The sequence below is a fragment of the Nocardioides sp. cx-173 genome (assembly GCF_021117365.1).
In the GTDB taxonomy this organism is placed as follows: domain Bacteria; phylum Actinomycetota; class Actinomycetes; order Propionibacteriales; family Nocardioidaceae; genus Nocardioides.
In genome coordinates this window covers 1,681,282-1,706,881 of sequence record NZ_CP088262.1, presented here as the reverse complement: position 1 = coordinate 1,706,881, position 25,600 = coordinate 1,681,282, and the positions used below count along the sequence as shown (strand labels likewise).

Annotated in this window: 26 protein-coding genes; 11 read left to right on the top strand and 15 right to left on the bottom strand. The window is 74.0% G+C overall.

Translation table 11 applies throughout. The features are described from left to right. Positions 1-17 precede the first annotated feature (17 nt). From LQ940_RS08275 to mraZ, 5 genes are all read right to left on the bottom strand, one after another. The gene (locus LQ940_RS08275) at positions 18-1,877 is read right to left on the bottom strand and encodes a peptidoglycan D,D-transpeptidase FtsI family protein (RefSeq protein ID WP_231244054.1); all 1,860 of its coding nucleotides are present in this window, start codon (positions 1,875-1,877) and stop codon (positions 18-20) included. A 32-nt stretch (positions 1,878-1,909) separates the two neighbouring features. Next, positions 1,910-2,545: a hypothetical protein gene (locus LQ940_RS08270; protein WP_231244053.1), complete on the bottom strand. Its 636-nt coding sequence runs from the start codon at positions 2,543-2,545 to the stop codon at positions 1,910-1,912. Positions 2,546-2,547: 2 nt separating this feature from the next. Further along, positions 2,548-3,516, bottom strand: coding sequence for a 16S rRNA (cytosine(1402)-N(4))-methyltransferase RsmH (rsmH, locus tag LQ940_RS08265; protein WP_231244052.1), 969 nt, complete (start codon positions 3,514-3,516; stop codon positions 2,548-2,550). Beyond that, positions 3,516-3,653: a hypothetical protein gene (locus LQ940_RS08260; protein ID WP_231244051.1), complete on the bottom strand. Its 138-nt coding sequence runs from the start codon at positions 3,651-3,653 to the stop codon at positions 3,516-3,518. Before LQ940_RS08260 ends, rsmH begins: the two co-directional genes overlap by 1 nt. A gap of 186 nt (positions 3,654-3,839) precedes the next feature. After that, a complete protein-coding gene (gene mraZ, locus LQ940_RS08255) occupies positions 3,840-4,265 on the bottom strand; it encodes a division/cell wall cluster transcriptional repressor MraZ (RefSeq protein WP_231244050.1) in 426 nt (141 codons plus the stop codon). 219 nt (positions 4,266-4,484) lie between these two features. Here mraZ and LQ940_RS08250 point away from each other — a divergent pair, with 219 nt between their 5' ends. The 3 genes from LQ940_RS08250 to LQ940_RS08240 are packed head-to-tail and all read left to right on the top strand — an operon-like array spanning position 4,485 to position 9,164. Next, entirely contained in the window at positions 4,485-5,459 is a 975-nt protein-coding gene (locus LQ940_RS08250; RefSeq protein ID WP_231244128.1) for an AAA family ATPase, read from the top strand. Further along, positions 5,452-6,735, top strand: a complete 1,284-nt coding sequence (locus LQ940_RS08245) for a DUF58 domain-containing protein (RefSeq protein ID WP_231244049.1) — start codon at positions 5,452-5,454, stop codon at positions 6,733-6,735. The genes LQ940_RS08250 and LQ940_RS08245 overlap by 8 nt, the downstream gene beginning before the upstream one ends. Further along, positions 6,732-9,164: a transglutaminase family protein gene (locus LQ940_RS08240; RefSeq protein WP_231244048.1), complete on the top strand. Its 2,433-nt coding sequence runs from the start codon at positions 6,732-6,734 to the stop codon at positions 9,162-9,164. Before LQ940_RS08245 ends, LQ940_RS08240 begins: the two co-directional genes overlap by 4 nt. A 28-nt stretch (positions 9,165-9,192) precedes the next feature. On the opposite strand, the gene LQ940_RS08235 is transcribed toward LQ940_RS08240, so the two are convergent. The 7 genes from LQ940_RS08235 to LQ940_RS08205 form a co-directional block, all read right to left on the bottom strand. Next, the gene (locus LQ940_RS08235; protein WP_231244047.1) at positions 9,193-9,645 is read right to left on the bottom strand and encodes a DUF3040 domain-containing protein; all 453 of its coding nucleotides are present in this window, start codon (positions 9,643-9,645) and stop codon (positions 9,193-9,195) included. 77 nt (positions 9,646-9,722) lie between these two features. After that, the gene (dinB, locus tag LQ940_RS08230) at positions 9,723-10,928 is read right to left on the bottom strand and encodes a DNA polymerase IV (RefSeq protein ID WP_231244046.1); all 1,206 of its coding nucleotides are present in this window, start codon (positions 10,926-10,928) and stop codon (positions 9,723-9,725) included. 15 nt (positions 10,929-10,943) lie between these two features. Then, on the bottom strand, positions 10,944-11,654 hold the full coding sequence (locus LQ940_RS08225; RefSeq protein ID WP_231244045.1) for a methyltransferase domain-containing protein: 711 nt from the start codon (positions 11,652-11,654) through the stop codon (positions 10,944-10,946). Positions 11,655-11,673: 19 nt separating this feature from the next. After that, positions 11,674-15,420 carry a DNA polymerase III subunit alpha gene (locus LQ940_RS08220; protein WP_231244044.1) on the bottom strand — a complete coding sequence of 1,249 codons (3,747 nt, stop codon included), beginning with the start codon at positions 15,418-15,420 and terminating at the stop codon, positions 11,674-11,676. 92 nt (positions 15,421-15,512) lie between these two features. Then, complete coding sequence (locus tag LQ940_RS08215; RefSeq protein WP_231244043.1) at positions 15,513-15,968, bottom strand: SAV_6107 family HEPN domain-containing protein; 456 nt, start codon at positions 15,966-15,968, stop codon at positions 15,513-15,515. Between the two features lies 1 nt (position 15,969). Beyond that, entirely contained in the window at positions 15,970-16,302 is a 333-nt protein-coding gene (locus LQ940_RS08210; protein WP_231244042.1) for a DUF6504 family protein, read from the bottom strand. Positions 16,303-16,457: 155 nt separating this feature from the next. Further along, complete coding sequence (locus tag LQ940_RS08205) at positions 16,458-16,925, bottom strand: hypothetical protein (RefSeq protein ID WP_231244041.1); 468 nt, start codon at positions 16,923-16,925, stop codon at positions 16,458-16,460. 48 nt (positions 16,926-16,973) lie between these two features. Between LQ940_RS08205 and LQ940_RS08200 the strand changes: the two genes are divergently transcribed. The 7 genes from LQ940_RS08200 to LQ940_RS08170 all read left to right on the top strand — a co-directional run bounded on the left by LQ940_RS08200 (position 16,974) and on the right by LQ940_RS08170 (position 22,689). Further along, entirely contained in the window at positions 16,974-17,447 is a 474-nt protein-coding gene (locus LQ940_RS08200; RefSeq protein ID WP_231244040.1) for a YbaK/EbsC family protein, read from the top strand. Then, entirely contained in the window at positions 17,447-17,800 is a 354-nt protein-coding gene (locus tag LQ940_RS08195) for an ArsC/Spx/MgsR family protein (RefSeq protein ID WP_231244039.1), read from the top strand. The genes LQ940_RS08200 and LQ940_RS08195 overlap by 1 nt, the downstream gene beginning before the upstream one ends. A gap of 80 nt (positions 17,801-17,880) precedes the next feature. Continuing rightward, complete coding sequence (locus tag LQ940_RS08190) at positions 17,881-18,375, top strand: SigE family RNA polymerase sigma factor (RefSeq protein WP_231244038.1); 495 nt, start codon at positions 17,881-17,883, stop codon at positions 18,373-18,375. After that, on the top strand, positions 18,372-19,352 hold the full coding sequence (locus tag LQ940_RS08185) for a hypothetical protein (protein ID WP_231244037.1): 981 nt from the start codon (positions 18,372-18,374) through the stop codon (positions 19,350-19,352). Before LQ940_RS08190 ends, LQ940_RS08185 begins: the two co-directional genes overlap by 4 nt. Positions 19,353-19,495: 143 nt before the next feature. Then, complete coding sequence (locus LQ940_RS08180) at positions 19,496-19,957, top strand: DUF4126 domain-containing protein (RefSeq protein WP_231244036.1); 462 nt, start codon at positions 19,496-19,498, stop codon at positions 19,955-19,957. A gap of 9 nt (positions 19,958-19,966) precedes the next feature. Further along, positions 19,967-21,370, top strand: a complete 1,404-nt coding sequence (locus LQ940_RS08175) for a hypothetical protein (protein ID WP_231244035.1) — start codon at positions 19,967-19,969, stop codon at positions 21,368-21,370. 17 nt (positions 21,371-21,387) lie between these two features. Next, a complete protein-coding gene (locus LQ940_RS08170; RefSeq protein WP_231244034.1) occupies positions 21,388-22,689 on the top strand; it encodes a phytoene desaturase family protein in 1,302 nt (433 codons plus the stop codon). Between the two features lies 1 nt (position 22,690). On the opposite strand, the gene LQ940_RS08165 is transcribed toward LQ940_RS08170, so the two are convergent. The 3 genes from LQ940_RS08165 to LQ940_RS08155 are packed head-to-tail and all read right to left on the bottom strand — an operon-like array spanning position 22,691 to position 24,645. Further along, positions 22,691-23,497 (bottom strand): GTPase domain-containing protein, encoded by an 807-nt coding sequence (locus LQ940_RS08165; RefSeq protein ID WP_231244033.1) that lies wholly within the window; start codon positions 23,495-23,497, stop codon positions 22,691-22,693. Positions 23,498-23,539: 42 nt separating this feature from the next. Continuing rightward, complete coding sequence (locus tag LQ940_RS08160) at positions 23,540-23,725, bottom strand: hypothetical protein (protein WP_231244032.1); 186 nt, start codon at positions 23,723-23,725, stop codon at positions 23,540-23,542. After that, entirely contained in the window at positions 23,722-24,645 is a 924-nt protein-coding gene (locus LQ940_RS08155) for an acyl-ACP desaturase (RefSeq protein ID WP_231244031.1), read from the bottom strand. The genes LQ940_RS08160 and LQ940_RS08155 overlap by 4 nt, the downstream gene beginning before the upstream one ends. 58 nt (positions 24,646-24,703) lie before the next feature. On the opposite strand from LQ940_RS08155, the gene LQ940_RS08150 reads away from it, so the two are divergent. After that, positions 24,704-25,588, top strand: coding sequence for an LLM class flavin-dependent oxidoreductase (locus LQ940_RS08150; RefSeq protein WP_231244030.1), 885 nt, complete (start codon positions 24,704-24,706; stop codon positions 25,586-25,588). Positions 25,589-25,600: the final 12 nt, after the last annotated feature.

Below are 25,600 nucleotides of genomic sequence, written 5' to 3'. Positions count from 1 at the left end.
CACCTGACGATCATGGCTCATCGCCACGTGACGGGCAGCCGGGAGGGCTCGCTGCCGGTGGGGGGCACGGCGTAGCGGCGCAGTGCGAAGCTCATCAGCTTGGCGAACGCCGGGCCGCCGACCGAGCCGCCGCCACCGGTCTTGGGGTTCTGGACGACCACGTAGACGGTGAAGCGGGGGTCGTCGGCCGGGGCGAAGCCGGCGAAGGAGACCGTGGTGCCGCGATAGCACTTGCACTCGGGGTCCACGCGCTGCGCGGTGCCGGTCTTGCCGGCGACCCGGTAGCCCGGCACGGCCGCGGACGGCGCGACCCCCTCCTCGGGGTCGAGGACGCGCTCCATCATCAGCATCGTCTGGTGGGCGGCGTCCTCGCTGATGACCCGGCGGGTCGTCGTGTGGTCGGTGCCGACCTCGGTGCCCAGCTCCGTCGAGGCCGAGCCCTTGACCAGGCTCGGGTCGACCCGCACCCCGCCGTTGGCGATGGTGTTGACCGCCGCCGCCATCTGCACCGCGTTGACCGACAGCGACTGCCCGAACGCGATCCGGTCCTCGGTCTGGCTGGTCCACATGCTGCCGTCGGGCAGCAGGCCCGCGGTCTCCCCGCCGACGCCGATGTCGGTGCGCTCGCCGATGCCGAAGCGGGTGAGGTAGTCGCGCAGCTGGCCGTCCTGGAACCGGTCGGCGGCCAGCACCGTGCCGATGTTGGAGGACTTGGCGACGACGCCGGCCAGGGTCAGCTTGATCAGGCCGTGGTCGAACCAGTCGCCGATCGGCCGGTCCTGGCGCCGCAGCACGCCGGGCACCTTCAGCTTCGTGCGGGCGGTGACCTTGCCCGCGTCGATCAGCGCGCCCATCGTGAGCACCTTCTGCACCGAGCCGGGCTCGTAGACGTCGCTCATGGCGCGCGACTTGAAGTCATCCTCGTCCGCCTGCAGCGGCTCGCTGGCGTCGTACGTCGGGTCGTCGGCCAGCGCGAGGACGTCGCCGGTGCGGCTGTCCATGACCACCGCGATGGCCGACTCGCCGCCGGAGCTCAGCCGGGTCTGGTGCAGGACCCGCTGGGTGTACCACTGCAGGTCCCGGTCGATCGTGGTGCGCAGGTCGTGTCCGTCCACGGCCTCGGTGACGGTGTTGTCGCCGAGCGGGATCTTGTGCCCGGCGCCCACCTGGTAGCGCGCCTCGCCGTCCTTGCCGGCCAGGAAGCCGTTGAACATCGCCTCGAAGCCGGCCGAGGGCTTGGCGGTGCCGTCGGGGTTGGGCGTGCCCAGGAACCCGACCAGGTTGGCCGCGATGTCACGGCCCGGGTAGACCCGCACCGGGTCGCGACGCGTCGCCAGACCGCCGTACGCGTCGGCGATGGCCTCGTACTCTTCGAGCGCCTCGCGGTCGCCGTCCTCCTTCGCCTGCTCCGCGTCCTCCTTGGCGGCCGCGGCACGGCGCTTGGCCTCGTCCAGCACGTCGGAGGCGATGCGGGCCGGGACCTGGCGGGCGATGTACTGGAAGCGGCTGTCCTCCACGCGGAGTCGCTCGAGCGTCGAGAAGTAGTCGACGGCCAGGCGGGTGGAGAGGAACTTGGCGAGCTCGGGGGCGAGCCCCGCGGTCACCGCGGGATCGGCCACCACCATCAGGCCGTCCGCGGAGTTGGCGAGTGGCTCGCCGTTGCGGTCGAGGATGTCGCCACGCTCGGCCGGGAGGATGACCCGGACGGTGCCGTCCGCCGCCGCCATCTCCGCGTACTGGTCGGGGTCCAGCCCCTGCAGCTGCACCAGGCGGGCGCCGAAGAAGGACAGCACCATCGCGATCACCACGAACCCGACGCGCATGCGGAACTCCGAGGAGCCACGTGAGCGGAGGCGCTGCGGTCGGGGCGAGGTCACCGTTGGGGCTCCTGGGTCAGTTGGGGCGGATGTTACGGCTGGTTCTCAGTTCTACCGGCCGCGGTCGCGTTCGCGCCGTTGCCGCGGGCCGTGTCGCGCCCCGTGTTCTGGCCCGTGTTCTGGCCCGCGTTCTGGCCCTGGCCGTGCGAGACGACGGGGCGGCCGCCGTCGGTGGCGCCGGTGCCCGGGGCGAGCGTGGCCGGCGGGTCGAAGAAGGCGGGTCGCGTGGGCCCCGGCTTCTCCAGCGGCAGCCGGGCGCCGTCACAGGGCTTGGCCTCGCCGCGCACGCGACCGGTGGACAGGTCGAGGAACACCGGGGGGCAGCCCTGGACCATGCCGGCGCGCTGGGCGCGCTCCCCGAGACGCTGCGGGTCGCGCAGCTTCTCCAGCTCCATCTCCAGCGCCTGCTCGCGCGCGGCGAGCGTGGTGGCCTGCTGCTCCAGGGCCGTGGTGGTGAACGCCGCCTGCTGCATCGAGGTGTTGAACAGCAGCAGGCCGACGACGCCGGCGAGCAGCAGCAGGCTGACCAGGGTCACGAACGGCACCCGGGGGGCGCGCGTGCGGCGGCGCGGGACGACGCTCAGCCGGGCCCGCTGGACCGCGGCCTCCGCGAGGCCGCGTGCGGGGGACGAGAGTCGGCTCCGGACCGAGGCGGTGGGGCTGCTCATGGCTATGCGGCTCCTTTGCCGGTGCGGGGAAGGACACGTTCGACGGCGCGCAGCCGGACGGAGGCGGCTCGGGGGTTGGCGGCGATCTCGGCGGCGTCGGCCCGCTCGGCGCCGCGGGTCACCAGCCGCAGCTCCGGCTCGTGGCCCTCGGGGACGAACGGCATGTCGACCGGGACGTGCGACCTGGTCGCGGCGGTGAAGGCCTGCTTGACCAGCCGGTCCTCCAGGGAGTGGTAGGACTCGACGACGACGCGCCCGCCCACCGCGAGGGCGTCGATGGCCGCCGGGATCGCCCGGCGCAGGACGGCGAGCTCGTCGTTGACCTCCATGCGCAGCGCCTGGAAGGTGCGCTTGGCCGGGTGTCCCCCGGTGCGCCGAGCCGGCGCGGGGATCTCGGCGTAGAGCAGCTCCACGAGCCGGGCCGACGTGGTGAACGGCTCGGCCTCGCGCTGGCGCACGACGGCGGCGGCGATCTTGCGCGCGAACTTCTCCTCGCCGTAGTCGCGCAGCACCCGGGCCAGGTCGGCGGCGCTGTAGGTGTTGAGGACGTCGGCCGCCGTCGGGCCGCTGGTGCCGTCCATGCGCATGTCGAGCGGCGCGTCGATCGCGTAGGCGAAGCCGCGCTCGCGCACGTCCAGCTGCATGGAGGAGACGCCCAGGTCGAACAGGACGCCGTCGACCTCGCTCAGCCCGAGGTCGGCGAGCACGTCGGGGATCTCGTCGTAGACGGCGTGGACGCCGGTGAACCGCTCGCCGTACGGCGCGAGTCGGCGCCCGGCCAGCTCGAGGGCCGCCGGGTCGCGGTCGATGCCCACCACGCGGGCCAGCGGGCAGGTGGCGAGCACCGCCTCGGTGTGACCGCCGAGGCCGAGCGTGGCGTCGACCAGGACCGCGCCCTTGTGGTCCAGGGCCGGGGCCAGCAGAGCGACGACCCGGTCGACGAGGACGGGGTCGTGGGTGGGCGAGGGCATCAGCGCCCCAGGTGGGCGAGCAGCAGGAAGACCGTCGCGAACGCCACCGAGGTGAGTGCCGAGAACGTCATCACGGCGGCGGCGTCGCGCGCCTGGTGGCGAACCCGCCTGACCGGTGTGACTGGTGTGACGCTCATCGGTTTCGACCCCGCTAGGAAAGGAAGCGCGTGTGGTGCTGAGGAAGTGGTGATCCGCAGGACCAGGTCCCTGCCCGCTTCCCGAGGGAAGTGCCGCGTTCTGGTGCCGGGGAAGGTGCCCAGAATTCGGCGAGTACAGGAAGCGGGCCCGAGACCTCGTCCTGCGGATCGTGTGAAGTTGGTGAGCTACTCGTCGTCGTCCTCGTCGAGGTCGGCGAACTTGAGGACCTCGGCCTCCTGGTACTCCTGCCACCTGGCGGGGTTCCAGATCTCGAGCCGGTCCCGGACGCCGATCACGACGACGTCCTTCTCGAGCTCGGCGTACTCGCGCAGGGGCGCGGGGATGCCGATGCGGCCCTGCTTGTCGGGGACGACCTCGTCGCCACCGCTGAAGAACATGCGCTGGTAGCCACGAGCGGCCTTGCTGGTCATCGGTCGCTCGGCAGCACGGTCGGCCTCGCGGTCGAAGACCTCCGGCGGCCACACGACCAGGCAGTTCTCCTGACCCTGCGTCACGACAACCCCCTCCGCCAGTCGGTCCCGGAACTTCGCAGGGAGGAACAGCCGACCCTTCTCGTCGAGCTTCGGCGTGAAGGTGCCCATGAACCGCATGGAGCACCTCCTAGATCAGCCACCGACACCCACCGCACTGGTCGCTTCCTCCACTTCGCTCCACATTACCCCACTTTGCTCCACCGTCAACCACATCGCCCCCCGCGTTTCCACGCCGCCCCACCCCGAGGCGGCCGCGCCGGCTTGCGGGCCGTTCTAGGGTGTTCGCACGCAGCCCGTTGACCGGAAGGACCACACGTGGAGACCAGCGCGTCGTCGATGACGCCCACGGGGGCCGCCGACCTCGAGACCCTGTCCCGCGTGGTCGCGCGGGTGCGGCACAACATCGAGCGGGTCATCGAGGGCAAGCCCGACGTGGTCTCGGCGGCGCTGGTCGTGCTGCTCGCCGAGGGTCACCTCTTGATCGAGGACGTGCCCGGAGTCGGCAAGACGATGCTCAGCAAGGCGCTGGCGCGCAGCATCGACTGCTCGGTGCGGCGGATCCAGTTCACGCCGGACCTGCTGCCCTCCGACGTCACGGGCGTCTCGATCTTCAACCAGAACACCCGCGAGTTCGAGTTCCGCCCGGGCGGCATCTTCGCCAACATCGTGGTGGGCGACGAGATCAACCGCGCCTCCCCCAAGACCCAGTCGGCCCTGCTCGAGTGCATGGAGGAGCGCCAGGTCACCGTCGACAACGCGACCTACCACCTCGAGACGCCGTTCATGGTCATCGCGACCCAGAACCCCATCGAGATGGAGGGCACCTACGCCCTGCCCGAGGCCCAGCGGGACCGCTTCATGGCCCGGGTCTCGATCGGCTACCCCGTGGAGGCCGCCGAGATCGCGATGCTCGACTCCCGCGCGGAGTCCAACCCGCTCGACGACCTGGAGGCGGTGACCGACGCCGCCGAGATCCGCAAGCTGTCCGCGATCGTCGCGTCGGTCTACGTCTCCCCCGCCGTCCAGCGCTACGCGGTCGCCCTCACCGGCGCCACCCGCCGCACCGATGAGCTGACGCTGGGCGCCTCGCCTCGCGCCACGCTGCACCTGGTCCGCGCGGCCAAGGCGTTCGCCGCCATCCACGGCCGCGAGTACGTCCTGCCCGACGACGTCCGTAGCCTCGCCCGCCCGGTCCTGGCCCACCGGCTGCTGCCCAGCGTCGAGGCGGCGATGAGCGGGCGGTCCACGAGCGTGATCCTCGACGGCATCCTGGCCTCGGTGCCGGTGCCCGACGCCCAGCCCCGTGCGTGAGGCACTCGCCGGTCTCACCGTCCGCGGACGGGCGTTCCTGGCTGCCGGCGTCACGGCTGTCGTCTGCGCGGTCGTCCTCGGTCAGCCGGCGCTGACCCGCGTCGGGATCCTGGTCCTGGCGCTCCCGTTGGTCACCGTCGTGGTCCTCGGCCGCAGCCGCTACCGCCTGGCGCTCGTGCGCACGGTCAGCCCCCAGCTGGTGGCGGCGGGGCAGCCGGCACGGGTCAGCCTCACCCTCACCAACGAGGGCCGCACCCCCAGCGGCGTGCTGCTGCTGGAGGACCAGGTCCCCTACGTCCTCGGCACCCGTCCGCGGTTCGTGCTCGAGGGCATCGGCCACGGCTGGCGCCGCCACGTGACCTACCAGGTGCGCTCCGACGTACGCGGCCGCTTCGAGATCGGCCCGATGGCGGTGCGCGTGAGCGACCCCTTCGGGCTCGTGGAGCTCGGCCGCTCGTTCCGTACGACGGTCCCGCTCACGGTCACCCCCCGTACCGTCCCCCTGCCGGCCATCCCGCTCGGCGGCGGCTGGACCGGCTCGGGAGACAACCGGCCCCGGGCCTTCGCGTCCGGCTCGGCGGAGGACGTCACGGTGCGTGAGTACCGCCGCGGTGACGACCTGCGCCGAGTGCACTGGCGCAGCTCGGCCCGCGTCGGGGAGCTGATGGTGCGGCGTGAGGAGCAGCCCTGGCAGTCACGGGCCACGCTGTTCCTGGACAACCGGATGCGGGCGCACCGCGGCCAGGGCATCGCCTCGTCGCTGGAGGCCGCGGTCTCCGCGGCCGCGTCGGTGGCGGTCCACCTCAGCCACCGCGGCTTCTCCGTGCGGCTGGTCACCGCCGCCGGCGAGGACCCGGCCGCCGCCTGGCACTTCCGCGACTCCGACCTCGACACCGCGCCCCTGCTCGAGGCCCTCGCCGTCATCGAGGCGGTGCACACGCCCCGACTGGACGCCAGCTGGCTGGGCGAGCAGTCGCACGGCGGGCTCACCGTGGCCGTCCTGGGCGGCGTGGAGGCCACCGACATCCCGGTCCTGCGCCGCATGCAGCACCACACCAGCTCCGCGCTGGCCATCGCCGTCGACGTCGCCGCGTGGGCCTCGCCCACCTCCGGCACCGGCGGCGCCACCCCCGTCCTCGCCCAGCAGGGCTGGCGCGCGGTCCCGCTGCGGCCCGGCGACCGACTCGACGCGGTGTGGCAGGAGCTCGGGCGCAGCGCCTCCCAGCTCTCCCGCACCGGCGGCGGCGCCGCACCCGAGGGGATGGTGGTCCGATGACGCGCACCCCCCAGCGGACCGGACGGGGCACGGGACGGGGCACCGGGCTGGGCACCGGCATGCTGCTCGCCTTCGTCGCCGCCGGCACGACCTGGATCGCGACGTTCTGCTGGCGCGGCTTCACGATGACCTCGGCGACCTACCTGGTCCCCCTGCTGCTGCTCGGCGCCACGGTGGCGCTCACCGGCGCCCTCGCCCGCTGGTGGCGGGTGCCGGCGGTGCTCGTCATCGCCCTGCAGGTGCTGGTCTCGGGGATGTTCGCGTGCCTGATGCTCACCGGGTCCCCACTCCCCCTGGGCACGGCGTGGGTCGAGCTCGAGAGCGCCTTCCGCAACGCCGTCGACAGCGCCAACCAGTACGCCGCACCGGTCCCCGACGCCGCTCCCGGCGTGCATCCGCTGCTCGTGGGCGGCGGGCTGCTGTGCCTGCTGCTCGTCGACGCGCTGGCGTGCACGCTGCGCCGCGTGCCCCTGGCCGGACTGCCGCTGCTCACCGTCTACAGCGTCCCGGTCAGCCTCCTGGACTCCAGCGTCTCCTGGTGGGTCTTCGCCCTCACCGCGGCCGGCTTCATGACGATGCTCTTCCTCCACGAGAGCGACCTCGTCGCTCGCTGGGGGCGCCCGTTGGGCCAGCCGCAGGCCGAGGGGGCGGACACGTTCGGGGTCCGCACCGGCGCGATCCGGGCGAGTGCCGGCACCATCGGCACGGTCGCGACGGCGCTCGCGATCGTCGTACCGCTGCTGATCCCCACGATGAGCCTGAGCCTGCTCGACTTCGGCACCGGCCCCGGCGGCGACGACGAGATCTCGATCGAGAACCCGATGGTCGACCTGCGCCGCGACCTCAAGCGCGGCAGCGACCGGCCGCTGATCCAGGTGGAGACCGACGACCCCGACCCGTCGTACCTGCGGATCTCCGTCCTCACCCGCTTCAGCGGCAACGAGTGGAGCTCCGGTGACCGCGAGGTGCCGACCGAGAACGTCCCCGACGGGCAGATGCCGCCGCTGGAGGGGGTGTGGCCGGAGATGCCGCGCCGCTACTTCGAGTACGACGTCAGCATCAACGACGACTTCGAGTCGACCTGGTTGCCGACCCAGGCGCCGATCGCGGACATCCGCGCCGAGGGCGACTGGCGCTACGACCCCCGGACGATGGACTTCCTGGCCGGGAACGCCGGCAACGACGACCTGACCACCGCGGGGATGGACTACTCGATGACGGGGGTCCAGCTGGACGTCGAGGCCACGGAGCTGGCTCAGGCGCCCTCCGGCGTCACCAACGACACCCTCGACTTCCTCGAGCTGCCCGAGGACCTCCCGCCGCTCGTGCGCGAGCTGGCGGTGGACGTGACCGAGAACGCCGACTCCACCTTCGAGAAGGCGCAGGCGCTGCAGCAGTGGTTCCGCGTAACCGGCGGCTTCGAGTACGACCTGGAGGAGGCCGACGAGGGCAGCAGCGGCGACGAGCTCGCCGCCTTCCTCGACCCCGACGAGGGGCGCGTGGGCTACTGCGAGCAGTTCGCGGCGGCGATGGCGACGATGGCCCGCGTGCTCGACATCCCGGCCCGCGTCGCGCTGGGCTTCCTCTCGCCGGACCGCATCGGCGACGGGGTCTACCAGTACAGCTCGCACGACCTGCACGCCTGGCCGGAGCTGTACTTCCCGGGCGCCGGCTGGGTGCGCTTCGAGCCCACCCCCGCCGACCGAGCCGGCTCGGCGCCCGACTACACCACCGAGAACGTCCCCGACGTGCCGGACCCGAGCGTGGCGCCGTCGGCCACCGCCGGCGACGACCTGCCCGACCGCACCACGGACCGGCCGAGCGCCGAGACGCCGGTCGAGGAGGACGCCGACGCCAACGGCGACGACGAGGCTGCCGCGTTCCCGTGGCTGCGCCTCGGGGGCGGGCTCGTCGCCCTGCTGGTCCTGGCCGCGGCCGCCCTGAGCCCCCGGGTGCTGCGCCGCCGGGCGCGCGAGCGCCGCCTGGCTGGCGGGCCCGAGGAGGCATGGGCGGAGCTGCGCGCCACGGCGATCGACCTCGGCCTGGCCTGGCCACGGTCGCGCTCACCGCGCGAGACCCGCGACTGGCTGGTCGCCCGGATGGGTGGGGCCCAGGACGGCCGGGCCGGGGTGGAGCGTCCGGCCCGCGGCGCCGACCAGGCCCCCGAGGCCGTCGCGGCCCTGGACCGGATCGTGCTGCGGCTCGAGCGGCTGCGCTACGCCCGCGACCACGGCGCGGCCGACCCGGCCCTCGCCGAGGACGCCGCGCTCTGCCTGGCGGCGCTGGAGCAGGGCGCCGCGCCGCGCGTGCGGCGTACCGCGCACTGGTGGCCGCGCTCGCTGCTGCGCCGCTCGCGTCGGCTGCGGCGCTCCGGCTCCAGCCGCGCCGAGGCCCTCGGTGGCGGCGGGGTCGTCGAGCACGTGGGCTGACGGCGGGGAGCCGCCCGGTTCGACGGGGCTAGAAGCCGCCGTTCTGCTCGCGGCGGCGGCGCCACCGCTCCTCGAGGCGCTCCATGAAGGAGCCGTGGCTCTGCCGGCCGGCGCTCGCGCGGCGGGGGCGGCGAAGACGGCTGCCGCGGCCACCGTCGATGACGGCGAAGCCGGAGGGGTGGCCGGTGGCGCGGGGCTCCGCGGCGACCGCTGCCTGGCCGCGGATCGCGGTCAGCGAGACGGTGGCGGAGACGAGCATGATCACGAACCCGGCGATGCCGAGCGGGATGACCTGGCTGATGACGCCGGTCATGAGGACGACGATGCCGACCACGAACACGACGCCGGCGAGGATCGCGCGACGTCGGGCGCTACGGCGCAGCGACGTGCCGCGCAGAGTCGACGCGAACTTCGGATCCTCTTCGACCAGGGCGCGTTCCATCTGCTCGAGCAGTCGCAACTCCTCTTCCGAGAGTGGCACCTTGTCCTCCAACCTGGTCGTCCTGGGCCAAGTCTAGGCAGCCCTTCCTGATCGCGGTAGGCGCACTCGACATTTCGTCAGGTGAGCAGGCTGGCGGGTCGGACGGCGGACGCCCCGAACCGGCGTGTGGCCCGGTCGACGGCCTGATCGGCGTCGGCCCAGCCGCGCTCCCGTTCGCCCAGCACCAGCTGGCGATGGACGCGCTCGCGCGGCATCAGGCCCTCCACCCGGACCCCCACCAGCCGGATCCGCGCGCGCTGCAGCCCGAGGGCGTCGTAGAGCCCCACCGCGGCGCGGTAGACCTCCTGGGTCACGTCGGTCGCCTCGGCCAGGGTGCGGGCGCGGGTGATCGTCGTGAAGTCGGCGAAGCGGACGGTGATCGAGACGGTGCGGCCGGCCACCTTGGCCACCCGCATCCGCCCGGTGACCTTCGCGGTCAGCTTCAGCACCTCGCGCAGCACCACCTCGCGGTCGTCGGTGTCACGCCCGAACGTCTCCTGGGCGCCCATCGACTTGTCGGGCTCCCCGCCGCCGAGGCCGAACGCCGACGCGGTGCGGGCCACGATCTCGCGCCGGTCGGTCCCCCAGGCCAGGTCGTGCAGCTGCCGGCCGAGCGCGTCGCCGACCGCGCGCTGCAGGGTGCGCAGCGGCGTGTGCGCGACGTCGCCGACCCGGACCAGTCCCAGCCGGTGCAGCATCGCCTGGGTCTTCTCCCCCACGCCGTAGAGCTCGCCCACGTCGAGCGGGTGCAGGAAGGAGGTGATCTGCTCGGGCGGGACGACGACCACCCCGTCGGGCTTGGCCCGGCGACTGGCCAGCTTGGCCACCGACACCGACGCGGCCACCCCGACCGAGCAGGTGATGCCCTGCTCGTCGTGGATCCGCGCGCGCAGCTCCTCGGCGATCCGCACGGGCGGGCCGAGCCGGCGCATCGAGCCGCGGACGTCGAGGAACGCCTCGTCCAGCGACATCGCCTCCACCAGCGGGGTGACCCGGCGGAAGGTCTCCATCACCGCGGTCGACACCGTGGTGAAGGTGTCGTAGTCGGGCGCGAGCACCACCGCGTGCGGGCACAGCCGCCGGGCCCGGGTCCCGGTCATCGCCGACCGAACGCCGTACTGGCGGGCGACGTAGTTGGCCGACAGCACCACCCCGCGGTGGCCGCCGCCGACGATCACCGGCACGCCCTGCAGGTCCGGTCGCTCGCGCGTGGCCACCGACGCGTAGAAGGCGTCCATGTCGACGTGCAGGATCGGCGTGGTGGTGGTGGGAGCGGCGCTCACGGCCGGCTCCCGAGGTCAGGTCGCGATGACGTGCAGCTGCGTGGCGAGGGGGAGGTACTCGGGTCGCTCGGCGACGGCGCGCTCGAGCTCGACGAGGGCGGAGGCGGCACCGGGCTCCAGCTCGAGCAGGGAGCCGGGGACCAGGTCGGCGAAGACCCGGATGCCGTGGACCGAGGCGATCTCGAAGCCGGCCCCGGTGAGCAGCTCGGTGGTCTCCTCGGCGGTGAACCGGTGGCCGGAGCGCCCGGTCGGGGCCTGTGCGGGGTCGAGCAGCGCCAGCGCCTGGCCGAAGTGGCCGGCCATGGCGCGGGCCAGCACCGCGGCGTGCCGCTGGGCGACGAGCAGGCTGAGGGTGCCGCCGGGCCGGAGCACCTCGCGGATCGTGGCCAGGGCGGCGGCGGGGTCATCGACGACCTCGAGCACGCCGTGGCAGAGCACGACGTCGGCGCTGTCGGGCCCCACGGCCTCGACCAGGCTGGACAGGTCGCCCTGCTGGGCGTCGACCTCGACACCGACCTCGCGAGCCCGGCGAGACAGCGCGGCGAGCGCGTCGGGACTGGGGTCGACGACCGAGACCCGGTGGCCGAGCTCTGCCACCTTGACCGCGAAGCCGCCGGTGCCGCCGCCGATGTCGAGGACGTCGCGGGAGCCGGCGCCCAGGATCGGGCGCAGGACGTCCCACACCACGGCGGTCCGGGTGGCGCCTCGGCGCTCGCTGGCTGACATGGCGCCAACCCTAGTCGGGTCATCCCGCGCTCCCCGGGGAGCGGTGCCACAGCTTGCGGGCCACGCCCTTGGTGTCCTCGCCGGCGGGCTTGATGTCGGCGTAGGGCGACATCTGGAAGCCGCTCGAGTGCACCAGCACGCGGCGCTGCTCCGGCGGGGCGAACCCGTCGGGGACGGTCGCGAGGTGGCGGCGTACGGCGTCGATGCCCTCGCGCTGCCAGACCGCGTGCAGCAGCGGCAGCTCCCAGCAGCCGGTGGCGCGCAGCGAGACGCCGCGGTAGCCGGTGCGGCGCAGCTCGCCGCGCACGACCAGCAGCCAGGAGTGGAAGACCGTCTCGGCGTAGGGTCCCTGCGCGTCCTCGAAGAACGTCGCGTCGACGGGGCCGGTCGCGTCGTCCAGGGTCAGGAAGACCACCCGGCGCCCCGACCGGATCGGCGGGGTCTGGGTGGCGACCTTGACCCCGGCGACCAGCAGCTCGGCGCGGCTGCGCTGCGCCAGCAGGTCCTTGCTCCGGACCACCCCGAGCTCGTCGAGGAAGTCGGCGTAGTCGTCCACGACGTGACGGCTGACGTCGAGGCCGAGGATCTCCAGCTCGGCGGCCATCGACTCGGCCGCCGTCATCTCCGGCAGCCCGGACACCTCGCCCTCGCGGGGGCCGTCGCCCAGGTCGAGGGCGAGCTGCACCGAGGTGACCGGCGGCGGCGCCGGGGTGGCCCGGCTCTGCGCCGCGGCCTTGGCCCAGACCCCCTGCTCGCCCAGCGGGTGCCGCTCCAGCGGCGCCGCCTGCTCGCGCGCCCGCGAGTCGGTGCTGTTGCGGACCACGGCGTCGTCGGCGCGCGCCCGCGCGGTCGCGGCCGGCCGCCGGGAGGCCAGGCCGCGACCGCGTGCGGCCTTCTCGAGGGCCTTGCCGTGGCGCTCGAGCTGGGCCACCTGGAGCAGCAGGTCGCGGCGGGTGACCCGGCCGCGCTGGCGCACCCCGCCGGACGCGCCGATGCCGTAGACGGCGTCGAACCCGCCGGTCAGGACCAGGCGCTCCACGACCGGGCGCGACACCCGCGCGCGCTGCCAGAAGTCGCTCAGGGACGCATACGGCCGGGCGGCGACGATGCGCTCCACCTCGGCCTCGTTGATCCCCTTGACCTCCGAGAGGGACAGCCGGATGCCGTAGCCGCCGTCCTCCGCACGCTCCACGACGTACTCCTTCTCGGAGGCGTTGACGTCCAGGCCGAGCACCTCGATGCCGAGCTGGCGGACGTCGTCGAGGATCAGCCGTTTGGGGTACATGCCGGGGTCGTGGGTGAGCACGCCGGCAAGGAAGTGGGCCGGCCAGTGCGTCTTAAGCCAGGCCGACTGGTAGGTCGGCAGCGCGAACGCCGCGGCGTGGGCCTTGCAGAACCCGAACGACGCGAAGGACTCGATCACCTGCCACAGCCGGTCGACGACCGAGAGCGGGTAGCCCCGGGCGAGCGCGCGGGGGAAGAACCAGACCTTGGTCTCGGCCATGCCCTCGACGTCGCCGAGGGCACGACGCCTCTCGTCGGCCTCGGCGTAGGAGATGCCGGTGAACTCCGCGATCATCAAGATCACCTGCTCGTGGAAGACGACCACGCCGCGGGTGTCCTCGAGGATCGGGCGCAGGTCGGGGTGCAGGTAGGCCGGCTCCTTCCAGCCCTGCTTGACCTCGAGGTACGGCGTGATCATGTCGCTCTTGACCGGTCCGGGTCGGAACAGCGAGATGTCGGTGATGATGTCGCCGAAGGTCTCGATGCCGGACTTGCCGACCAGCTCGCGCTGGCCGGGCGACTCGATCTGGAAGACGCCCAGCGTCTTGGCGCTGCTGATCAGCTCGAAGGTCGCCGGGTCGTCGAAGGGCACCTGCGCCTCGTCGTCGAGGTCGACGTTCACGCCGTCGACCCGCGCGATCTCGGCGACCGCGTGGGCCATCGAGGACTGCATGCGGATGCCGAGCACGTCGAGCTTGAGCAGGCCAAGGTCCTCGACGTCGTCCTTGTCGAACTGGCTCATCGGGAACCCCGCGAAGCTCGCCTCCACCGGGGTGCGGTCCAGCAGGGTCACGTCGGAGAGCAGCACCCCGCAGGGGTGGACCGCGACGTGGCGCGGCAGTCCGTCGAGGCGCTCCACGAGCTGGAACATCAGGTCCAGCCGCTGGTCGGTCAGCCCGCTGGCGCGCAGCTCGGGCAGGTCGCGCAGGGCGATCCGCGCGTCGCGGGCCCGGATGTGCGGGAACGCCTTGGCGATCGCGTCGGTCTCCCCCGGCGGCATCCCGAGCGCGGCCCCGACGTCGCGCACGGCGTGGCGCACCCGGTAGGTGTCCATCATCGAGACGCACACGCAGCGCTCGCCGCCGTACTTGTCGAGGATCGCCTCGTAGACCTCCAGCCGGCGCGCGGACTCGACGTCGACGTCGATGTCGGGCAGGGCACGGCGCAGCGGCGAGAGGAAGCGCTCCATGAGCAGCCCGTGGCGAATCGGGTCGACCCCGGAGATCCCGAGCAGGTAGTTGACCAGGCTGCCGGCGCCGGACCCGCGCGCCGCGCAGCGCACCCCCATCTCCCGGATCAGGTCGGTGACGTCGCCGACGGTGAGGAAGTACGGCGCGTAGCCCAGGCTGCGGATGGTCTCCAGCTCGTCGTCGAGCCGCTTCCAGATCACCTGCCGCGGAGCGGAGCCGTAGCGATCGCCGATCGCGCCCTCGCAGCGCTGACGCAGGGCGATGTCGGCGCTGGCGTGCTGGGTGGAGAGCTCGAACTCCGGGAAGTGCACCTCGCCGAGCCCGAGGTCCGCGCGCGGGTCGAGGGCGCAGCGGTCGGCGACCTTGCGGGTGTCGGCCAGCAGCCGGGCCGCGTCGCGCTCGCTCATCCCGGCGGCGCGGCTGACCTCCTCGGCGATCTCGGCCATCTGCTTGCCGGACTTCAAGAAGCCCTCGGCGTTGCGGCGGTCGAGGTGGCGCCGGTCGAGCGCGACCAGCCGGCGCGCGGCGTCGAGCACGTCGACGGTGACCGCGTCGCGGCGGTCGGCGTAGCGCACGGCGTTGCTGAGCACGGCCGTCAGCCCGGCCTGCCGGGCGACCCCGGCCAGGCGGGCGGCGTGGGGGGTGGTGCCGGGGCCCCAGCCCGGGCCGCCGCCGGGCAGCCGGTGGGAGACCAGCTCCACCACGAGGTGCGAGCGCGGCACCAGCGCGCGCCAGGGCGCCAGCGCGGCCAGCGCCAGGTCGTCGCGGCGCCGGGTGGCTGCCACCCCGAGCGCGGAGCCGGGGCCGAGCAGCACGGTCAGGTCGCCGCTGCCGAGCAGTCCGACCACCTCGTCGGGCAGGTCGTCCAGGTCGAGCACCGGGCTGCCGCGCTCGCCGGACAGGTGGGTCGCGGAGACCAGCCGGCACAGCGCCGCCCACCCGGCCCGGCCGCCGCCGGTGTCCGCGCTGGCCAGCACGCTCACCCGGGGCAGGCCGCCCCGCTCGGCCGGGAGGTCGCGGAACGCGCCGCCGCGCACCGGGGTCCTGGTCCGCCCCGGTGCCGGCAGCCCGCCGGTGCGGTAGGCGAGGTTGACCCCCAGGACGGGGCGGATCCCGGCCTGGCCGCAGGCCCGGGCGAACTTGACCGCCCCGTAGGTGCCGTCGCGGTCGGTCAGTGCGAGGGTGTCCATCTCCTGCTCGGCCGCGCGCTCCACGAGCACGTGCGGGTGGGAGGCGCCGTACTGCAGCGAGTAGCCCGAGGCCACCTGCAGATGGACGAACGGATCGGACACGGTCGAAGCCTCCTCAGCCGGCTCGACCCCTGACTGGATGTTCGAACAGATGTTCGAACGAGTTGAGTGTAGGACAGGCCCCCGCTGGCGCGTCAAGCCGAGCGCGCAGGCGGGACGACCCGTGCCTGGGCGAGGGTCTGGCCCAGCGGCGCGTGCGGCACCAGGCCGAGGGACTGCTCCACGACACCGAGGAACCGGTCGGCGTCGCGCACCAGGTCGTCGGCGTCGCGCTCGGTGACCGCACGGGTGGAGCCGGCCTCGGCCGCGGCGCGCTTGGCCGCGCCGGCGGCGAAGAACGTGGCCCACTCCCCCAGCTCGGGCGCCACCTCGGCGAGCAGGACCCAGGCGTTCTTCTGGGGACGTCGCCGCGCCGGCGCCGGACGCGCCCGCGCGGCGAGCAGCGCGGCCGCGGCCCGCAGCGCGGCGACGTGGGCGGCGGCGTAGCGGGTGGGGACGTCGGTGGCGGCGACCGCCTCGCTCAGCGACTCGGCGGCGCGGGCGAGGTAGGAGTGGGTGGTGGCCGGGAGGGCGTAGGGGTTGAGGCTCATCTCAGTCCTCGCAGCCGACGAGCTGCCAGCGACCGTCGGCCCAGTCGAAGGAGAGGTCGAAGACCCCGCCACCGTCGAGCCCACCGTCCGCACCGCGACCCGCCTCGACCCGCCACAGCTCACGCTCGCCCAGGAGGTCGCCCACCGGCGTCGGCTCGGAGCCGGGCTCGTCGGAGCCGATCGCGGCCCGCGCCACGGAGCCCTGCCACCACGGCCCGGTCTCCACCCAGTGCGCGAGCACCGCACGGACCTTCCAGAGCCGGCCGTGCCAGAGGAACTGCTCGGGGCCGTCCCCGCCCCTGCGGACCTCGACCGGGTCGTCGTAGCGCCTCACGCTCGTCCTCCTCGCACCGTGACCCCGGGTGCCGGCGGGGACGGGGGTCGAGGTCGTCCCCGCCGACGTGTTCGAACAGATGTTCGAACGCCCTCAAGGTACACCCGCCCACCGACAGCGCGTCAAGAGCGCGGCCGGAGACGTCTCGGACTGCGTCAGAGGCGGGCGGGGGCGTGGTGGTCGGCGTGCACGAACGCGCCCGTGTCGCGGTGCAGCAAGGCGTAGAGGATCGCCGCGTTGAGCGGCAGCGAGGCCACGGCGCACAGGACGAACAGCATCGGCGGGTCCGTGCGCAGGCTGGCCACGGTGGCCAGCACGATCACGACGACCAGCGACACCAACGACCACCGGGCCCAGTTGTGGGCGGTCTTGAGGAACGGCAGCAGCACCAGGAGCAGGCCGGCGAACACGACGTACAGGACGACCGCCACCGGCACGAACGCCGGCGGCTGGATCGCGCTGTCCTCGGGGTGACCCACGGACCAGGCCTCGATCAGCGCATCGCGCTCGAGCGCCGTCAGCACGGTCACCGCGGCCCCGACGACCACGAGGACCACGACGAGCCAGACGACGAGGTTCACCGAGCGCGGCGCAGCCGGCAGCTCGTCCAGCTGGTGGTCCATGGGAAACCTGGTCTCTCTGTGGCGGTGGTGGTCGCTAGGGTCGCGGACATGACGACGGAGCACCCGAGCATCGCCCGGTTCCGCACGGAGCATGCCAACCGCGGCGGGACGGGAAACATCGTCATTCTGCCCGACTCCGTGCACACCGCCGCACTCGCCGCCGAGGCCCTGGGATGCGAGGTGGGCGCGATCGCCAACAGCCTGCTCTTCGACGCGGCCGGCACCCCGGTCCTGATCCTCACCTCGGGCGCCCACCGGGTGGACACCGCACTGGTCGCCGAGCGCATCGGCGTGCCCGGGCTGACGCGGGCGAAGCCGGACTTCGTGCGCGAGCACACCGGTCAGGTGATCGGCGGGGTGTCCCCGATCGGCCACCCGGCGCCGGTGCCGACGTACCTCGACACCTGGCTGCGGCGCTACGACGTCGTGTGGGCCGCCGCCGGCCACCCGGCCGCGGTCTTCTCGACGAGCTACGACGAGCTCGTCGCGCTCACCGGCGCGACGGCGGTGGAGGTGGAGTGATGGAGATCTGGCTCAACCCGGCGTGCTCGAAGTGCCGCACCGCGGTCGCCGAGCTGGACGCCGCGGGCGTCGGCTACACCGTGCGCCGCTACCTCGAGGACCCGCCGAGCGCCGCCGAGCTCGCCGAGGTCGTGGGCCGGCTCGGCCTGGAGCCCTGGGACGTGGCGCGGTCGAAGGAGGCGGCCGAGGAGGGCATCGACCTGCCGCGCGAGGCGGCCCACCGCGACGCCTGGCTCGAGGCGCTCGCCGCCCATCCGCGCGCCCTGCAGCGCCCCATCGTCACCGCCGCCGACGGCACCACCGTCGTCGGCCGCGACCCTCAGTCGCTGGCGCGGGTCATCGCCGCGGAGTGAGAAACTCCGCCGCCGTGCGAACCCCGCAGGTCTCGCGCGGCGTAGAGAGGGTGACCTGACACCGACCCGACGGAGCAGCGATGCGACGTGACCGACGCGAGCAGGACTTCTCGGAGTTCTTCCTCGCCCGCGGGCCCGCCCTGAGGCGGACCGCCTACCTCATCGTGCGCGACTGGCACACGGCCGAGGACCTCACCCAGCAGGCGTTCGTGAAGCTGTACGCCGCCTGGCCGCGCATCCGGCGGGAGTCGGCCGAGGCCTACGCCCGCAGGACCGTGGTGAACCAGTGCCTGAGCCACCTGCGCCGCCACGCCCCGGAGCACCCCACCGAGGTGCTGCCGGAACGGGTCCAGCCGACGGGCGAAGGCCCGCTGGACGTGGGCCGGGCCTTGGCGCTCCTGCCGCCGCGGCAGCGCGCGATCGTCGCGCTGCGCTTCCTCGACGACCTCTCGGTCGCCGACGTGGCCCGGACCCTGTCCATCGCCGAGGGCACCGTGAAGAGCCAGACCTCGCGCGCGCTCGACACCCTGCGCACCCACCTTCCCGATCTCGTCCTCACCGAGGAGCCCCGATGACCGAGCACGACCTGACCACCCTCGTCCGCGACCACGTCGCCTCCGACGAGCCGCCCTTCGCCCTCTCCCCCGACACCGTCGTGCGGGGCGGGCGCCGTACCGTCCGCCACCGGCGCCTGGCCGCGGGCGGCGCCGCGCTCGCCGTCCTCGCCGTCGGCGCGATCACCGTGCCCCAGGTCCTCGACGGCGACACGGCCCGCGGGCACTCGACCGCCGTCGACCCCGCCACGGCGGCCTTCCTGGAGGACTACGACGCCGCCCAGATGCCGCGGATCCTCGAGGAGGAGTCGCGGGCGGTGTTCGAGCGCAGCGTCGAGGACCTCGGCGAGGCGACGTTCCACGCCGGCGACAACCAGGGTGCCGCCCTCCCGCCGAAGTGGTGGGACCGCGCGAGCGGGATGACGCTCTCCTACGGCGGCACCTCCGACCACCGGCTCTCCGTCGACCTCGCGCATGCCCGGAGCGAGGCCGAGGGCAGCGCACAGAGGTACTGCGAGGAGAGCCTGGAGGGCGGCTTCTACCTGGAGTGCGCGGTCGACGTGCGCGACGACGGGAGCGTCGTCATCAGCAACCTGTGGGCGCTGCGGCCGTACGGCGGCGCCACGTTCATGGCCGTCGAGCGCGACCAGCTGGCGACGATCGACCCCGACCGGCTGTGGTTCGAGCGGCGGGTGAAGGTCATCAAGTCCGAGACCTTCGTGACCTACGTGAGCGAGACGGTCAAGGCGTCGTCGGAGCAGGCGGCGCGGGCGGCGTTCCAGGTGCCCCAGGCCGACCTCGCGGAGCTCGGGACCGACCCGCAGGTGGTCATCCCGGCCCCCGAGCCGGACCCGGCCAGCGGCTGCCCCGGCTTCGTGCTGCCGGGCACCGTCACCTGCGGGACCTTCGACGAGCCGGACGCCGAGGGCGGCGACGGGGGCCCGGCCGGCGACACGGGCCCGATGTCGCCGGGCGTGGAGCCGTCTCCGGCGGGCTAGCCTCCGGGGATGGAGTCCCTCCCCCTGGCGTTCTCGAGCGGCTGGGCCAGCGGCGTCAACGCCTACCTGGTCGTGCTGGTGCTCGGCATCGCCGAGAGGGTGAGCGGGTCGAGCGAGATCCCGGACGTGCTGGGGCGTGGGAGGTGCTGGCGGTCGCGGGCTTCCTCTACGCGATGGAGTTCGTGGCCGACAAGATCCCGTTCGTCGACTCCGGCTGGGACGTCGTGTCCACGGTGATCCGCCCCACAGCCGGTGCCGTCATCGGGGTGCTCCTCGCCGGAGATGCCGACTCGCTCGCCCAGGCGGTCAACGGCGCGGTCGGCGGCGGCACGGCGCTCCTCTCGCACCTGGTCAAGGCCGGCAGCCGGCTGGCGATCAACTCCTCCCCCGAGCCGGTCACCAACATCGGCGCCAGCATCACCGAGGACGTGGTGGTGCTGGCGCTGGTGTGGTTCGCGATCGAGCACCCCGCCGCGGCCGCCGCGGTCGCCGGGGTGCTGCTGGCCGTCGGGCTGGTCGTGCTCCTCCTCGCCGCCCGGCTCATCCGCCGCGGGTGGCGGCGGCTGCGCGGCAAACAGGTCGCGAGTCCGCGCGCGGTCGCCTAGCGTCCTCGCATGCCGGATCTCGCCGACCCCCGGACGCGCGCCGCGGTGACCGAGCGGCTCGCCGCGCTGTACGCCGGCCGGCCGATCGTCGTGGGCCCCGCCGTCCTGGCGGGCGTCGCCGCCACGGTCAGCTGGCTGCGCGGGTTGGGCTGCCCGGTGCTGGTCGTCTCCACCGGCACCGGCGCCGGCACGGTGCCCGAGCTCGAGGACTCGCGGCTCGTGGAGATCCTCGCTCCCGCCGCCGACTCGGTCACCGACGAGCTGCGCCTCATGGACCGGATGGCCCGCGAGCTGCCGCCGGGCGCCCGGAGCGCTGTCGAGCGCTTCGACCCCGAGCGGCGCGGCGCGTGGTTCGCCAACCCGTTCGTCACGACCGACGAGCCGATCGACGGCCGCCCGGTGCTCTACGGCCGCCCGGCGGCCTACCTCGCGCTCGAGGACAAGATGCTCGCCGACGGCCTCTGGGACGCGGCCGGCGTCGACCGGGCGCCGTACGCGGTGGTCGTCAACGAGCGCGCCGCGCTCGCCGCGGCGACCGAGGCGCTCGCCGGGCCGCTCGGCGCGGTGTGGTCGGGCGACGCGCGCGACGGGTTCAACGGCTCGGGCAACTACGTGCGGTGGGTGCGCGACGAGCGCGACCGGGAGGCGGCGCTGGGGTTCTTCCGGCCGCGGTGCGACCGGGTGCGGGTGATGCCGTTCCTCGAAGGGGTGCCGTGCTCGATCCACGGCGTCGTGCTCCCCGGCGGGACCGCGGCGTTCCGGCCGGTCGAGATCGCGACGCTGCGCGACCCCACGACGCGGCGCTTCGTCTACGGCGGCATCGGCACCACGTGGGACCCGCCGGACGACGACCGCGAGGCCATGCGCGACGTCGTACGCCGGGTGGGCGCGCACCTCGCGCAGGCCCACGGCTACCGCGGCGCGTTCGGGGTCGACGGCGTGCTCACCGCCGACGGCTTCCTGCCCACCGAGCTCAACACCCGGATGTCGGCGGGCGCGACGCTGGTCGCCGAGGTGGACCGCGGCCTCTTCACGCTGCTGCAGTCGCACCTGGTGCTGGGCCTCGACACCGGGCTCACCCCCGAGGACCTCGAGTCGCTGGTGTCGCTGATGGACGAGTCGCGAGCCGGCAAGGCGGTCGCGGTGCACGAGGGCCCGGCCACGGTGGGCGGCAGCGTCACGCGGCCACTCGACTGGGACGGCCGGGACTTCTCGGTCGGCGAGGGCGACACCGGCCACACCTTGGTCGCCGCCGACACCGTGACCGGGCTGTTCGCCAAGGTCGACCCGTGTGCCGCCCTCGTCCGCGGGCAGCGCCTGGCGACGGTGACGGCCGGGCTGCTGCGCCTGATGGACCGCGAGTACGGCACCGGCTTCGGCGCGGTCGAGCCCGCCCCCGAGGTACGCCGCTAGGTCGGTAGGTTGGCCGCATGGCGCGGGTGGTGGTGGTCGGGGGTGGCTACGGCGGGCTCGCCTCGGCCGCGCGGCTCGCCAAGCTCGGCCACGAGGTGACCCTGCTCGAGGCCACCGACACCCTGGGCGGCGCGCTCGGGACCGAGTCGGAGGCCGGCTACACCTGGGACGCGGCGGCCACCGCGACCCTGCTGCCCGCGGTGATCCGCGACCTGTTCCGCAAGTCCGGGCGGCCCGTCGAGCGGGAGCTCGACCTGGTCCCGCTGGACGTGATCCGCGAGCACCGCTTCGTGGACGGCACGTCGGTGCGGCTGCCCGGGGGCACCCGCGGTGCCCAGCTCGCGGCGTTCGACGAGCTCGGGCCCGGGCTCGGCCAGGCCTGGGTCGACCACGTCGCCTCCTTCGCGGACGACTGGGAGGTCCTGCGCCGCGGCTACTTCGAGGTCCCGTGGGACCGCGACCGCCTGCCGAAGCAGGTCGCGGCGCGGCTGCACAGCCGCGAGACCCTGCACAAGCGGCTGCGCCGCGCGTTCCGCGACGACCGGCTCGCGCTGGTCGCCGGGCACCCGTTCGTCGCCGCCGGTCACGACCTGCGCAACGTGCCGGCCTGGGCCGGCCTGCACGCCTACCTCGAGCAGCGCTTCGACGCCTGGACCATCACCGGCGGCATGGCCCGGCTCGCCGCCGCGCTGGAGGCCCGGCTCGCCACCCGCGGCGTGACCGTGCTGCGCCTCACCCGAGCCCTCGACCTGGTCGTGCGCGAGGGACGGGTCGCCGCGGTCGGCACCGAGCTCGGCGAGGTCGCGGCCGACGTGGTCGTCGTCGCCATCGACCCCCGGCGACTGCCCGCCCTCGCGCCGTACGTCGAGCGCACGATGCCGGCGATCCCGCCCGTCGTCGCCCACCTCGGCCTGGACGGCGACGTGCCCGACGTCCCCCACGAGCTGGTGCTGCACGGCGACCCGATGCTGGTGGTAAGGCACGGCGGCACGGCGCCTCCCGGGGGCACCGCATGGACGGTGCACGGACGCGGCCGGCTGGCCGAGGACCTGCTGCGCGCGCTGGCCCGTCACCGGCTGGACGTGCGCGAGCACGTCGTCGCCCGCGTCGACCGCTCGCCGCGCCAGCTCGTCGACGAGTGGGGCGGCTCGCCGCTCGGCGTGCTGTGGCAAGGCCGCGCGACCGTCCACCAGCGGCTCGGGCCGGACACCCCGATCCCCGGCGTCTACACCGCCGGAGCCCATGCCACCCCCGGCGCCGGCCTGCCGTACGTCGGCCTGTCCGCCGCTCTCGTCGCCCAGGCGGTCGGCCCGGCCTAGGTCAGACGTGGCCGCTGAGCTGGGCCAGCCGGGTGGCGAGCGCGTCGACCATCGCGGAGGCCTTCTTGGCCGAGACGGCCGAGCTGCGCTCGCCGCCCTGGCTGGACACGGGGAGCACGTCGACCGAGAGCCGCGCGCCGCCGGCCAGCGCGCGGAGCTCGTCGATCTTGTCGCCGAACGGCGAGCCGCTGCCCGGTGAGTAGTAGTCCAGGACCTGGTCGAGGTCGTCGGGGTACAGGTCGACCTTGGTGACGGCGATGACCAGCCACACGGGCTTGCCGCGGCGCACGGCCATCGAGGCGATCCGGTGCGCGGTGATCGTCCAGTCCTCGAGCTCCGCGGCGAGCTGCTCCTCCCGGCTGGCGGTGGCCGAGCCGGTGGTGCCCGCCGTACGCCGCGGGGTGGCGTAGCCGTTGGCGACGACGTGGATCACGCCGTCGACCGGCTCGTCGTGGAACACCTCGTCGAGCGCACCGAGCCGCGTCGCCGCGTTGTCCCCGGGCACGACCAGGAAGCGGAATCCGTGCAGCCGCGCCGAGCGGCGGGTCCGACGCTCCATCACCGCGGAGCCGACCTCGCCCGCGCCGGTGCCCGACGTACGGCGTGCGAGCCGGTCGGCGAGCTGGGTCTTGCCGACGCCGGTCATCCCGGTGACCGCCACGGTCGGGAAGCGCCGGCGGAACAGCCGCCCCACCCGCTCGGGCGCCGACGCGAGACCGGTCAGCACGCCGCCCGCGATCGTGGCGCCGACCGCGGCGCGGCTCGGGCCGGGCAGGATCGTGCGCAGTCGGGCTGCGGGGTGGGGCACGGCGCCTCCTGGTCTGCCTGGGTACTGCGGGCAGGGCCGAGCCTACGTTCTGCGGCGACGCCGGGCCGCCGACCGTCCGGCGCGAACGGCGAGGACCGCGAAGAAGAGGGCGACCGCCAACCAGAGCAGCGACCTCACCGCGCGGTCGTCGGCCACGTCGGCGACGAACAGCACGAGGGCGCACCCCGACATCACCGCGAGCAGCCACACCTCGATCCGCTGGTTCACGCCCGGCGCGCCGCGCGCTTGGCCGCGGCCGCCTCGCGCTGCTCGACGAAGCGGGTGGCCTGCTCGTCCAGCGCTGCCATCGCGGCGGCGAGCTCGTCGCGGGCGCGCTCGCCCTCCTCGTCGAGGCCCTCGAGCTCGAAGAGCCGCCACTGCCGCACCAGCGGCTGGACGATGTCGTCGTGGTGGATCCGCAGGTCGTAGATCCCGGCCCGGGCCATCTGGACCGCCTTGCGCGCGAAGCCGGGGATCACCGCCCCGGGCATCTGGAAGTCGAGGACCTCGTCGGTGATGGCGCGCATCGTGGGCCCGGGCGCGAGCTGCAGGGCGGCCTCGATGATGTTGCGGTAGAAGATCATGTGCAGGTTCTCGTCCTTGGCGACGCGGGTGAGGAGCCGCTCGGCGACCGGGTCCTCGGTGATCCGCCCGGTGTTGCGGTGCGAGACCCGGGTCGCCAGCTCCTGGAAGGACACGTACGCGCACACGTGCAGCAGCGGCTTGTCACCGGAGTCGAAGCCGGCCTCCATGGTCTGCATCCGCGCCCGCTCGAGCTCGTCGGGGTCGACGCCGCGGGTGACCAGCAGGTAGTCGCGGATGCAGAACGCATGGCGGCCCTCCTCGGCCGTCCACCGGTTCACCCACTCCCCCCACGCGCTGTCCCGGCCGAACGCACGCTCGACCTCGCGGTGGTAGCTGGGCAGGTTGTCCTCGGTGAGGAGGTTGACCTCCAGCGCGGTGCGGGCGATCGGCGAGAGCGTCGACTGCTCCAGCGACCACGGCTCGCCGTCGAGGAGCGCGAAGTTGCGGCCCTCGGCCCACGGGACGTACTCGTGCGGCATCCACTCCTGCGCCACGTCCAGGTGCCGGTCGAGGTTGGCCTCGACCGTGGGCTCGAGCTCCTTGAGCAGCGTCGCGGTGTCCATGTCTCGGCCTACCACGGCGGCACGGTCCGCGGATAGGGCCGGGCCCTAGGCTCATGGCATGCGCTTCGGCCTGACCCTCCTGACCGACCAGCCGTGGACCGAGGCCGCTCCCCGGTGGCAGGCCACCGAGGAGATGGGCTTCGACCACGCCTGGACCTACGACCACCTGGTCTGGGGCGGGCTGCCCGACTCGCCGTGGGCCGGGGCGACGCCGACGCTGGCGGCCGCGGCCGGGGTCACCGAGCGGATCGGGCTCGGCACGCTGGTGTCCGCCCCCAACTTCCGCCACCCCTACCTGCTCTTCCGCGACGCCCAGGCACTCGAGGACATCTCCGGCGGGCGGTTCCTGCTCGGCCTCGGCACCGGGGGCGACCTTGACTCGCAGGTCCTCGGCGCCGGCGAGCTGTCCGTGCGCGAGCGGGTCGACCGGTTCCAGGAGTTCGTCGGCGTGCTCGAGTCGCTGCGCGACGGCGACCACGTCAGCAGTCAGGGGCGCTGGTTCTCCACCGCGGACGCCCGCACGCGGCCGGGGCTGCACCGCACGCCGTACCTCGTCGCGGCCAACGGGCCCCGCTCGCTTCGCTTTGCCGCCGCGCACGGCGACGGCTGGGTGACGACCGGGCCGCACGCCACGGACTCGCTCGACGGCTGGTGCGCCGGGCTGGCGGAGTCGGCCGCGATCTTCTCCGACGCTGCCGCCGCCGCGGGCCGCGACCTCGCCGCCCTCCCCCGCTACGTGCTCACCGACGCCGCGCCACACCTCTCGGGGCAGGGTCGCTTCGCGCTGTCCAGCGTCGCCTTCTTCGAGGAGGTCGCCGGACGGGTCGCCGACCTGGGCTTCACCGACCTGGTCACGCACTGGCCGCGCGAGGACACGACGTACGTCGGCGACGAGTCGGTGCTCGAGACCGTCGCCGCCGACGTGCTGCCGCGGCTGCGGTAGCGGCCCCGGTAG

Excerpts from the sequence above, each read along its gene's own strand:
- LQ940_RS08270 (WP_231244053.1), bottom strand. The coding sequence starts at position 2,545 with ATGAGCAGCCCCACCGCCTCGGTCCGGAGCCGACTCTCGTCCCCCGCA.
- rsmH (WP_231244052.1), bottom strand. The coding sequence starts at position 3,516 with ATGCCCTCGCCCACCCACGACCCCGTCCTCGTCGACCGGGTCGTCGCT.
- LQ940_RS08260 (WP_231244051.1), bottom strand. The coding sequence starts at position 3,653 with ATGAGCGTCACACCAGTCACACCGGTCAGGCGGGTTCGCCACCAGGCG.
- mraZ (WP_231244050.1), bottom strand. The coding sequence starts at position 4,265 with ATGCGGTTCATGGGCACCTTCACGCCGAAGCTCGACGAGAAGGGTCGG.
- LQ940_RS08250 (WP_231244128.1), top strand. The coding sequence starts at position 4,485 with ATGACGCCCACGGGGGCCGCCGACCTCGAGACCCTGTCCCGCGTGGTC.
- LQ940_RS08240 (WP_231244048.1), top strand. The coding sequence starts at position 6,732 with ATGACGCGCACCCCCCAGCGGACCGGACGGGGCACGGGACGGGGCACC.
- LQ940_RS08225 (WP_231244045.1), bottom strand. The coding sequence starts at position 11,654 with ATGTCAGCCAGCGAGCGCCGAGGCGCCACCCGGACCGCCGTGGTGTGG.
- LQ940_RS08215 (WP_231244043.1), bottom strand. The coding sequence starts at position 15,968 with ATGAGCCTCAACCCCTACGCCCTCCCGGCCACCACCCACTCCTACCTC.
- LQ940_RS08205 (WP_231244041.1), bottom strand. The coding sequence starts at position 16,925 with ATGGACCACCAGCTGGACGAGCTGCCGGCTGCGCCGCGCTCGGTGAAC.
- LQ940_RS08200 (WP_231244040.1), top strand. The coding sequence starts at position 16,974 with ATGACGACGGAGCACCCGAGCATCGCCCGGTTCCGCACGGAGCATGCC.
- LQ940_RS08195 (WP_231244039.1), top strand. The coding sequence starts at position 17,447 with ATGGAGATCTGGCTCAACCCGGCGTGCTCGAAGTGCCGCACCGCGGTC.
- LQ940_RS08190 (WP_231244038.1), top strand. The coding sequence starts at position 17,881 with ATGCGACGTGACCGACGCGAGCAGGACTTCTCGGAGTTCTTCCTCGCC.
- LQ940_RS08185 (WP_231244037.1), top strand. The coding sequence starts at position 18,372 with ATGACCGAGCACGACCTGACCACCCTCGTCCGCGACCACGTCGCCTCC.
- LQ940_RS08175 (WP_231244035.1), top strand. The coding sequence starts at position 19,967 with ATGCCGGATCTCGCCGACCCCCGGACGCGCGCCGCGGTGACCGAGCGG.
- LQ940_RS08170 (WP_231244034.1), top strand. The coding sequence starts at position 21,388 with ATGGCGCGGGTGGTGGTGGTCGGGGGTGGCTACGGCGGGCTCGCCTCG.
- LQ940_RS08155 (WP_231244031.1), bottom strand. The coding sequence starts at position 24,645 with ATGGACACCGCGACGCTGCTCAAGGAGCTCGAGCCCACGGTCGAGGCC.
- LQ940_RS08150 (WP_231244030.1), top strand. The coding sequence starts at position 24,704 with ATGCGCTTCGGCCTGACCCTCCTGACCGACCAGCCGTGGACCGAGGCC.